9 protein-coding genes are annotated in these 11,047 nt (G+C 30.8%); all 9 read left to right on the forward strand.

What is annotated here, in order from left to right; all coding sequences use genetic code 11:
• Positions 1–12 precede the first annotated feature (12 nt).
• The 9 genes from lpdA to ACX6CF_RS20995 all read left to right on the forward strand — a co-directional run bounded on the left by lpdA (position 13) and on the right by ACX6CF_RS20995 (position 10,742).
• Positions 13–1,419 carry a dihydrolipoyl dehydrogenase gene (gene lpdA / locus ACX6CF_RS20955; RefSeq protein WP_458787317.1) on the forward strand — a complete coding sequence of 469 codons (1,407 nt, stop codon included), beginning with the start codon at positions 13–15 and terminating at the stop codon, positions 1,417–1,419.
• 441 nt (positions 1,420–1,860) lie between these two features.
• On the forward strand, positions 1,861–2,334 hold the full coding sequence (locus tag ACX6CF_RS20960; protein ID WP_458787318.1) for an Lrp/AsnC family transcriptional regulator: 474 nt from the start codon (positions 1,861–1,863) through the stop codon (positions 2,332–2,334).
• 92 nt (positions 2,335–2,426) lie between these two features.
• Positions 2,427–3,545, forward strand: a complete 1,119-nt coding sequence (gene ald, locus ACX6CF_RS20965; RefSeq protein WP_458787319.1) for an alanine dehydrogenase — start codon at positions 2,427–2,429, stop codon at positions 3,543–3,545.
• Between the two features lie 251 nt (positions 3,546–3,796).
• The gene (locus ACX6CF_RS20970) at positions 3,797–4,363 is read left to right on the forward strand and encodes a GNAT family N-acetyltransferase (protein ID WP_458787320.1); all 567 of its coding nucleotides are present in this window, start codon (positions 3,797–3,799) and stop codon (positions 4,361–4,363) included.
• Positions 4,364–4,468: 105 nt separating this feature from the next.
• Entirely contained in the window at positions 4,469–5,086 is a 618-nt protein-coding gene (locus ACX6CF_RS20975; RefSeq protein ID WP_458787321.1) for a lactate utilization protein, read from the forward strand.
• 188 nt (positions 5,087–5,274) lie between these two features.
• The gene (xylA, locus tag ACX6CF_RS20980; protein ID WP_458787322.1) at positions 5,275–6,585 is read left to right on the forward strand and encodes a xylose isomerase; all 1,311 of its coding nucleotides are present in this window, start codon (positions 5,275–5,277) and stop codon (positions 6,583–6,585) included.
• 153 nt (positions 6,586–6,738) lie between these two features.
• A complete protein-coding gene (locus tag ACX6CF_RS20985) occupies positions 6,739–7,917 on the forward strand; it encodes an ROK family transcriptional regulator (protein ID WP_458787323.1) in 1,179 nt (392 codons plus the stop codon).
• 35 nt (positions 7,918–7,952) lie between these two features.
• On the forward strand, positions 7,953–9,437 hold the full coding sequence (gene xylB / locus ACX6CF_RS20990; RefSeq protein WP_458787324.1) for a xylulokinase: 1,485 nt from the start codon (positions 7,953–7,955) through the stop codon (positions 9,435–9,437).
• A gap of 498 nt (positions 9,438–9,935) precedes the next feature.
• Positions 9,936–10,742, forward strand: a complete 807-nt coding sequence (locus tag ACX6CF_RS20995; RefSeq protein ID WP_458787325.1) for a hypothetical protein — start codon at positions 9,936–9,938, stop codon at positions 10,740–10,742.
• Positions 10,743–11,047: the final 305 nt, after the last annotated feature.

Here is an 11,047-nt window from a genome sequence, read left to right on the forward strand (position 1 = left end):
GGAGGTGGATGAATGAAAGATATTATTGTAATTGGTGGTGGACCTGGTGGTTATGTCGCAGCCATAAGAGCTGCTCAGCTTGGTGCAGATGTTTGTATAATAGAGCAGGATAGATTTGGTGGAACTTGTCTTAATAGAGGGTGCATACCTACAAAAGCTCTATATAGAAATGCTGAGATAATAAATACATTAGGTAAAAGTGAAGAGTTTGGTATAGACTTAGAAGGCTATAATATTAATTATAAGAACGTACTTAAAAGAAAAAACGATATAGTAGAAAAATTAGTCAGCGGCGTTGAAAAGTTATTGAAGGATAACTGTATTCAAGTTATTAATGGAATAGGTGTAATAAAAGATCAGCAGACTGTTGAAATCATTACAACAAATGGCGATAAAGAGATTGTCAAAGGGAAAAATATAATAATAGCTACTGGTTCAATGCCTGTTAAACCTCCTATTGAAGGAATTGATGAAGAAAATGTTTATACGACCAAAGAAATGTTGGAGTGTGAAAAAATACCAGAAAAATTAGTGATTATCGGTGGTGGTGTTGTTGGCATGGAATTTGCCAGTATCTTCAACGCTTTTGGGTCACAAGTTTCTGTTATAGAATTTTTACCAAATATTTTAAGTGGTGTAGATATAGGTATTTCAAAACGTTTTAAATCTATGGCAAAAAGAAAAAAAATTGATATTATGACTAATTCAAAAGTCACTAAGATTATTAGTGAGGACAATAAACTGCAAGTATGTTACGAAAGTAAAAACAAAGAAAAGATAGTAGAGGCAGATAAGGTATTGGTTGCTGTGGGTAGAAGACCTAATCTGGGAAATATAGGATTAAGGGAAACAGCTATTGATTATGACAGTAAAGGTATCAAAGTTGATGATAATTATCAGACGTCTGTAAAAGGGATATATGCCATAGGCGATGTGAATGGTAAAATCATGCTTGCACATGCAGCTTCCCATCAAGGAATTGAAGTAGTCAATCATATAATGGGAGTAGGTACAGATGAAAGTTCAGAAGTAGTACCAAGCTGTATATTTGTATTTCCAGAGATTGCTTGTGTAGGTATTACAGAACAACAAGCGAAAGAAGAAAATATTAATGTTAAAATTGGTAAATTCATGTTTTCAGCTAATGGGAAAGCTATGGCTCTAGGAGAAGATGAAGGATTTGTTAAGATTATCGCCAGTGAAGAAGATGATATTATATTAGGTATGCACATATTAGGACCTCATGGATCTGATTTAATACATGAAGGTGCTTTAGCCATACAAAATAAACTAAAAACTAAGGATATCATCAAAACAATCCATGCTCATCCAACTCTAGGAGAAGCAATACACGAAGCTGCTCTAGATACTGAAAATAGGGGAATACACATAATGCCCAAGAATAATGTTAGGCAATAATTAGATAAAGCTTTATTAAATAAAAGAAAATACATCTATTGATTAATAATAATTAATAGATGTATTTTTTGACTTATATTATAATTAGTTTACATATACAACGCATGTTACTTAGTTATTTTTTTATCAATATATATATAAATTAGTAAAACGAAAAAATGGTAAAAAATATTAAAGGTGAACATTTGAATTACAAAAAATATTACTGAATTAAATCAAAAATATATAAAAATAGTTTGTCATAGTATATACTGACAGTATAAGACATTTTACATAATAAAAATTTAGGCATAAATACAGAAATACAAGAATTGTTTTGTTGAAAATACTAATTAAACTTAAAAATTACTAATAGAGTTTGTATTACATGAATATATTATATTTTAGTATAGGATGCATAAAAGAGTTGTTGCCAATTATATTATTAGAAAAGAGGGCTATATGGATTCGATTGATATTAGTATTTTAAGACTATTGCAACAAAATGCAAGATCTACTGTTTCGGAGATAAGCTCGCAGATTAATTTATCTATATCAGCCGTAAGTGATAGACTAAAAAAACTTGAATCAGGTGGTATCATAGATCAATATACAACGATAATCAATCCTACTTATCTGAATAAAAGATTAACGGCTATCATGTTTATCGCAATTGACAGACCTAAGTATACTGATGATTTCATTAACTACGTTATGGAAACAGATGAAATACTTGATTGTTTATATATAGCAGGGGAATATGATTATTCATTAAAGATTATTACTAAGGATACATATGCTCTAGAACAACTGTTGAATAAAATAAAAGCTATCCAAGGTGTTAAAAAGACTAAGACGAATGTAGTACTATCTACAGTTAAGAATACACACTCAATTATTCCATCTATGGAGACATCTAAAGGGAAATTATCTTGAGTATTCTGTTGGTAATATATAGTAATTAGCTAATACCGATTACAGCTAATACTATATAGTATATATAAATTATTTTAAGGAGGAGGAAATTTATGATTATAGGTGTATTAAAGGAAATTAAAAACAATGAAAACAGAGTAGGATTAACTCCAGCAGGTGTAAGTGATCTAGTAAAAAATGGTCATACTGTATATGTAGAAAAAAAGGCAGGTCTAGGTAGTGGTATTAACGACGAAGAATATGTTGAAGCAGGCGGGATTATAAAAGAAAAAAATACTGATATCTTTGATACAGCAGATATTATAGTAAAAGTGAAAGAGCCTTTAGAATGTGAATATGATCTATTTAGAGAAGGTCAAACACTTTATACATATCTTCATCTTGCTCCTAATGAGCCTCTTACTAAAGCTTTACTTAGAAAAAAAGTTACTGGTATAGCTTATGAAACGGTTGAAGAAAAAGATGGTTCTCTACCATTACTTGTTCCTATGAGTGAAGTTGCAGGGAGAATGTCAACTCAAGTTGGTGCACATCTACTTCAAAAATATAATGGTGGAATGGGTGTTTTACTTGGTGGCGTACCTGGAGTTTTACCAGCAGAAGTTGTTATTATAGGTGGAGGAATCGTTGGTACTAATGCAGCAAAAATGGCTTTAGGTCTTGGTGCGAGAGTTACAATACTTGATATCAATGCTCATCGTCTTGCACAATTAGATGATATATTTGGTGGAAGAGTTTCAACACTTATCTGTAATGATTATAATATCAGTCAAATGGTTAAAAGAGCTGATTTATTAATTGGTGCAGTGCTTGTTAAAGGTGCAAAAGCGCCTAAAATAGTAAAAGAAGACATGGTCAAAACAATGAAGAAAGGTTCTGTTATTGTTGATGTAGCAATTGACCAAGGTGGTTCAATAGAAACTATAGACCATATAACAACTCATGACAATCCATGTTATGAAAGATATGGGGTTATCCACTATAGTGTAGCTAATATGCCAGGAGCTGTTCCTAGAACTTCTACTTATGCTCTAACAGGTGTAACTTTACCATACCTTGTAAAAATCGCTAATAAAGGTGTTAAAGAAGCTTTGCTTGAGGATAAGAGACTGTTATTAGGTCTTAACACTTATGATGGAAAGGTAACTTATGAAAATGTAGCAACAGGGTTAAATATAGAATATTATGATCCTGAAGCTTTATTGAAATAATTAACCAATAAAAAGGGGCTGTCTCATAATACATTTTTCTGGTAATCAGTGCCAATAAGATATTCTGTTTAATATCTTACTAGGCTACCTTTGATAAAATGTATTATGAGTAGTTCCTTTTTACTATAACATTATTGTCTCTTAACATATTGATAATTATAATAAAAAAAGTAATATTAATACAATATTTGTTTTTATATCACATTTAAGGTAGATATGTTATAATTGAATGTAAGGAGGCGAAAGTAGTAATGTATAGAAAACCGTACATAGCAAGTGACAGAATAATACTTAGATTGGCTGAAAATGATGACATTGATGAAGTATATAATTATCACTTGAGAAACAAAGAATACTTGACTCCATTTGAACCCATGCATAATGATAGCTATCTAAAAAAAGAGCGTTGGAAAAGATTGATTGAAAAAAGTTTGAAAGATGCCAAAGAGAACAAGGCACTAAGATTATTTATCTTCGAGAAAGAAGATAATAAAAGAGTTATTGGGGTATTGAACTTTGAATCTATTATGAAAAAACCTATGTGTTCATGTGAAATTGGATATAGTATGGACGAAGATGAACAAGGCAAAGGATATATGACAGAAGCTGTTAAATTAGGTGCAGATTATGTGCTTAGAGAGCTTAATCTTATGAGAATTAGCGGAGGCTACAGTACAAGTAATGAAAAAAGTGGTAACGTTATGAGAAAAGTAGGTTTTGTTGGAAGTAATTTAATAAAAAATTATATGATGATTAACGGGAAGTGGGAAGATATAATTTTCTGTTACTTATATAATGATAATTGGATAGATGAATAGGAGGCGAATTCTTTTATTAATAAATCAGTTGAAGTAATAGTTAATAATCTAATAACTAAAAAGTTGGTATAAGCTTTATAAAATAATGCTAGGAGGAAGGTTAAAATGGACAATGTAACAAAACAAGTAATCATTGATAATTTTAAGCAAAGAAATATAAAGGCAGAATTTTATAATACAGTAGAAGAAACGAACCAAAGAATATTAGAATTGATACCATCAAAGTGTTCGGTTGGAATTGGACATTCCACGACTCTAGAACAAATTGATGTTATTAATCAACTGAGTAATAGAGGAAATGAAGTTATAGATAAGGCATCAGCAAAAAATGAAGAACAAATTAAGGAGTTAAAAAAGAAATCCCTTACGACAGAATGGTATATTTGTGGAAGTAATGCCATTTCAATGGATGGACAAATTGTGAATATTGATCATAGTGGTAATAGAGTTGCTTCGCTAATGTATGGACCGGATAATGTAATCATAGTTATTGGAGCTAATAAAGTAGTGGATACTCTGGATGAAGCAGTTGATAGAGCTAAGAATATATCAGCCAATAATAATGCAATAAGAGCAGGGTACAAACCACCTTGTGTTTACTTGAAAAAATGTGTGGATTGTACTTCTAGTGAAAGAATATGTAACTATCTAACTGTTATACAGGGACAAAAAGATGAAGATAGATTAAAAGTATTGATTGTGGATAAGGAATTAGGATTTTAGTGAAAGTGATTAAGTAAAACAATGGGGTTATTATAGCATAATAATAATCCTATATAAACTTTTTAAAATGACTTGAAAAAGTTTTTGCTATATGCTATAATTTATTTAATTCAAAGAACAATTTAATTTAATATTTTTTTATAAACTTTTTAAAACCATTTTAAAAACAATAAAAAGGAGAAATGAAAATGAGCTATTTTAATGTGAAGAGTGTTAAATATGAAGGACCAAAATCTAAGAATCCATTATCATTCAAGTATTATAATAAGGATGAAGTTGTTGCTGGTAAACCAATGAAAGAGCATCTTCGTTTTGCGATGAGTTACTGGCATACTCTAGCAGCCAATGGTTCTGACCCATTTGGATTAGGAACATACGTAAGACCTTGGGATGGATTAGAGGGTATGGAGCTTGCTAAAGAGAGAGCAAAAGCTGGTTTTGAATTAATGCAGATTCTTGGCATGGAGTATTATTGTTTCCATGATATAGATGTAGCACCAGAAGGAAAAACTTTACAAGAAACATTAGATAATCTTGATGAAATGGTTGATTATCTAGAAAAGCTTCAACAAGAAACAGGTATAAAATTATTATGGGCTACATCCAATATGTTTAGTCATCCAAGATTCGTACATGGAGCTGCTACTTCATGTAATGCTGATGTATTTGCTTATTGTGCTGCAAAAGTTAAAAAGATGCTTGAGGTAGCAAAACGCCTTGGTGCAGAAAATTATGTTTTCTGGGGTGGACGTGAAGGATACGAAACATTACTTAATACTGATATGGGATTAGAACTTGATAACTTAGCTAGATTCTTAAAAATGGCTGTTGATTATGCCAAAGAAATAGGATTTACTGGACAATTTTTAATTGAGCCTAAACCAAAAGAACCAACAAAACATCAATATGATTTTGATACAGCTACAGTACTTGCTTTCTTAAGAAAATATAATTTAGATGGATATTTCAAGATGAATATAGAAGCTAATCATGCAACATTGGCAGGACATACATTCCAACATGAACTTCACACTTGTAGAATTAATGATGCTCTTGGAAGCATTGATGCTAATCAAGGAGATATATTACTTGGATGGGATACAGATCAATTCCCAACTAATATTTATGACAGTACTTTAGCTATGTATGAAGTGCTTAAAAACGGAGGTATTGCACCTGGAGGATTGAATTTCGATTCTAAGTTAAGAAGAGGTTCATTTGAGTTGGATGATCTATTATATGGATATATTGCTGGAATGGATAATTTTGCAAAAGGTCTATTAGCAGCAGTTAAACTATATGAAGATAATGCGCTAGAAGAATATGTTGAAAAGAGATACAAAAGTTATACACAAGGGATAGGAAAAGAGATTGTTGATGGTAAAGTAGGACTGAAAGAATTAGCAGATTATGCTCTTGAGAATGATCAAATAGTTAATGAATCCGGTCGCCAAGAATTATTAGAAACTATAGTTAATGATTATATATACAATTCATAATTAGATCAAAGGTAGACAGCTTTTATAATATTGTAAGTGATAAATATAACTAAATCATTGCTGGTTTTATAGCAATGATTTAATTTATCTTAAGATTAGTGAATTATGTTATAATCATGTAATAGAAAATAAGAGGATAAAGATGGTGGTTATATGTTATTGCTTGATACAATAAATCAGCAGATAATCAAAGAAACTAATAGAGCTAGAATATTAAAGCTTATAAGAAAGAAAAAAGAAATAACAATTAAAGATATAGCGAAAGAATTAGGAACTAGTATTCCTACTGTAATTTCAAAAGTAAATGAATTGATAGATATAGGAATAATCAAGGAAGGCGGGGTAGCTGAATCTTCAGGAGGAAGGAAACCGGTTTTAATAAGATTTGTACCTGAATCTAGATTAAGTTTTGGAATAAACATATCTCCGAAGAAAATCAGTATAGCCTTAATGGACCTTGATGCAAAAATACTAGTTGAAGAATCTACACAATATAACAAAACCTATTCTTTTGACGAGATTTTATCAATAACAAAGGAAATTATTGAATCAATAATCACACAGAATGAAGTTGATAGAAATAAAATATTAGGTATTGGATTTTCTTTACCAGGAATTGTAGATGAAAAAAAACTAGTTTTAGAAAATGCTCCAAATATAAATGTAAAAGGATTTGACTTTCAACCCTATGAGAAGTTTTTTGGATTTCCTGTATATATTGAAAATGAAGCCAATGTTGCTGCTATAGGAGAATCGGAGCTAGGTATGTCTTCCCATTATAACAATATGGTTTTTGTATCAATTACGGAAGGTATTGGTGCAGGAATAATTATTCAGAACCATCTATATAAAAGTACAAATAAGAGAGCTGGAGAATTTGGTCATATGAGAATTACAGATGATCGGATGAAATGTAATTGCGGTCGTACTGGATGCTGGGAATTGTATGCTTCTGAAACAGCTTTATTGAAAAGTTATAATGATAAATCAACCAGCAAAATAGGAACTGTAGGTCAACTAATAACTAGAGTTGAGAAAAAAGATACCATAGCATGTGAGGTTTTCAATGATTACATCAGATATCTGGCTGTAGGTATTGAAAATATAATACTTACATTATCCCCAGAAAAAATAATTATTGGTGGGAAGATCAGTAAATATCATGAGTTATATGAAAAAACATTGGTAGAGTATATTAATAGAGAGAGTATCTTATATCCTATTGAAGAATCTATTATTGGCTATTCATTATTAAAAGGACGAGCATCAATAATTGGGGCTGGTTTATTACCTGTATATCAATTGATTAAAACAGGAGCTACAACCTTATAACTAAGGTTCTCAAAACGAAGGAGGAGTGATTTATAATGTTTTTAGGCATAGACCTTGGAACATCTTCAGTTAAACTTATTGCGGTTAATGAAAAAGGGGATATATTAGGAGAAAGCGTCAGAGATTATCCTATATATTATCCAAAATTAAATTATGCAGAACAAAATCCAGAGGATTGGTGGTCTGCAACTAGAGATGCAATGAAAGAACTCGTCGGTAAAATAAATATTGATGACGATGAAATAGAATCAATAGGTCTTAGCGGACAGATGCATGGGCTTGTTATATTGGATGAAAATGATGATGTTCTTAGACCTGCACTACTATGGTGTGACCAAAGAACACAAAAAGAGTGCGATGACATTACCAATCATTTTGGGAAAGCTGGATTAAGAGATTTAACAGCTAATAAAGCCTTAACAGGATTTACAGCACCTAAGATTCTATGGGTCAAAAAAAATGAACCAGAGGTATTTAATAAAATAAACAAGATCATGTTACCAAAAGACTATATAAATTATAAGCTAACAGGAAATTTCTCAACTGATGTCTCTGATGCATCAGGTATGCTATTGGTAGATGTAAAGAATCGAACATGGTCAAAAGAAGTTTTGGAATATCTAAGTATCAATGAAGGAATGTTACCAAAACTATATGAATCATCTGCTAGTGTAGGTTATTTGAAAGAAGAGCTAAGAGAAGAATTTGGTATTGATTCTAATGTGGTTGTAGCTGCCGGAGCAGGTGATCAAGCAGCTGGAGCAGTAGGAACTGGAGTTGTAGAAGAAGGAATCATATCAGTTGCTCTAGGAACGTCTGGAGTAGTTTTTGCTGCTCATGATAAATTTGCTGTTGATGATGAAGCTAGAGTACATTCATTCTGTCATGCCAATAACAAATATCATAGCATGGGAGTTATGCTTTCTGCAGCTTCATGCTTAAAATGGTGGGTAGAAGAAGTTAATAAAAATATATCATTTGACGAATTACTGAAAGAAGCTGATGAGATAGAACCAGGAAGCAATGGACTTATATTTCTTCCATACCTAATGGGAGAAAGAACCCCTTATCCAGACCCAGATGCAAGAGGATGCTTTATTGGTCTTACCATCACCCACACAAGAGCACATATGACAAGAGCTATACTAGAAGGAGTATCCTTTGGACTCAGAGACTCACTTGAGATACTTAGAGAACTAGGTGTACCAATTAAAGAAGTACGAGTATCAGGTGGAGGAGCCAAGAGTAATCTATGGCGTCAGATATTAGCCGATATCTTTGACTGCAATATCAATACCATAAACACAAATCAAGGACCTGCCTTAGGCGGTGCTATTCTTGGATGTGTAGCAACAGGCAAACATCATACAGTTGAAGAAGTTTGCGGCAAATTAATTAAAGTAACCAATACAATAAATCCAATAGATGAAAATGTAAAACAGTACAACAAAACATATGAAGTTTACCATGAACTGTATAGTTCACTAAAAAATACTTTTAATAAATTAAGTAAGATATAGGAATTATCCTTTAAGCTATAAGGTACATGTTAGCTAATTATTAACATATACCTTATAGCTTTTTTAATTCAAAATATAGTTGCCATATTTTTATATTAAAAAATATGAACTAGCCAATCGTTATCTAGAATCGAAGAAAAAGTGTTTTGTGATTATATTGACGAATACTTAAAGCAAAATAGTATATGTATATGTGGAGTAGTGAGGCAGGACGCCGAATCCAGCTTTTTGCTCAGGACGAGCAAGTAGCTGGCGAAACATATACATATACTATTTTGCAATAACCAAGTCAGAATAAATCAGTTTTACTGATTTATTTGCAATTATAGCTAATGAAGCTAATTTATAATATCTAATGAAGCCAATTTTTTAATTGACTTCACATTAACAAAGGAGTAGAATTACTATAATTATGTAATTTACCAACCACATCCAATAAAACACATAATAAATTACATGTATAATGACTAAAATATAAATAGGGTAAGGAGGTATTCAATGAAATTTCTAAATAAATTAGAAAGAAAACTAGGTAGATTTGCAATTAGAAATCTAATGCTATATATTGTTGTGTGTAATGCTTTTGTATATGTTTTTATGAGGTTTGCTCCTATGCAAACTACATTGAATTTAGCACTAATACCAGAACTAATAAAACATGGTGAGATATGGAGATTAGTTACATTTGTATTTTTTCCACCTACTACCAGTACAATCTTTCTAGTGTTTGTATTATATTTTTATTATATGATTGGTAGTACTTTAGAACATGAGTGGGGAAGTTTTAAGTTTAATGTTTATTATTTATTAGGAATTGTAGGGGCTATAGTAGGTGCATTTATTACAGATATTCCAGTAGTTAGTTCATTCTTTATTAATTTATCATTATTCTTAGCTTTTGCAAGACTTTATCCAGATTATGAAATTTTACTGTTCTTTATTCTACCAGTAAAGATGAAATGGCTAGCATGGTTAAACTGGGCATATTTCGCTTATATAATAATAATGGGTAGTTCCTCAGAGAGATTAGCAGCTGTAATGGCACTGATTAATTACTTTATTTTCTTTGGAAAAGATATTGTAACAGGAACTAAAAATACAACATCAAGTTATTACAGAAAAAAACAATATAATGCAGGTCTAAACAGTAATAAGAAAAACTATGTTCATAAATGTACTATTTGTGGAAGAACTGAGCTTGACGATAAAAATTTAGAATTTAGATATTGCTCAAAATGCGATGGTTATCATGAATATTGTATGGATCATCTTTATGATCACGAGCATATTAAAGATAATGATTAATACTTAGAATCTTGATATTTATATACTAAACGATATAAGAATAAAAATATCCAATTAATATTGGGGTTTTTATTCTTTTTTTATAGTTATATAAGATACTTACTTTCATTATTGTTTGATATTTATGTGCTGTACTTAATTTTTAATTGTTTGAAATATGTATACTTGTGTAATAAGTTGGTTTTGTGGTATATTATAAGTAAATATGTGTAATATTATACTTGTATTAACATATTTTTATAAAAAAAGGGTTGTAATTTTTGATTATGCAACTCTTTAAAATAAAAAAGACCAGCTAAGAATTG

Source organism: Vallitalea sediminicola (genome assembly GCF_054408565.1).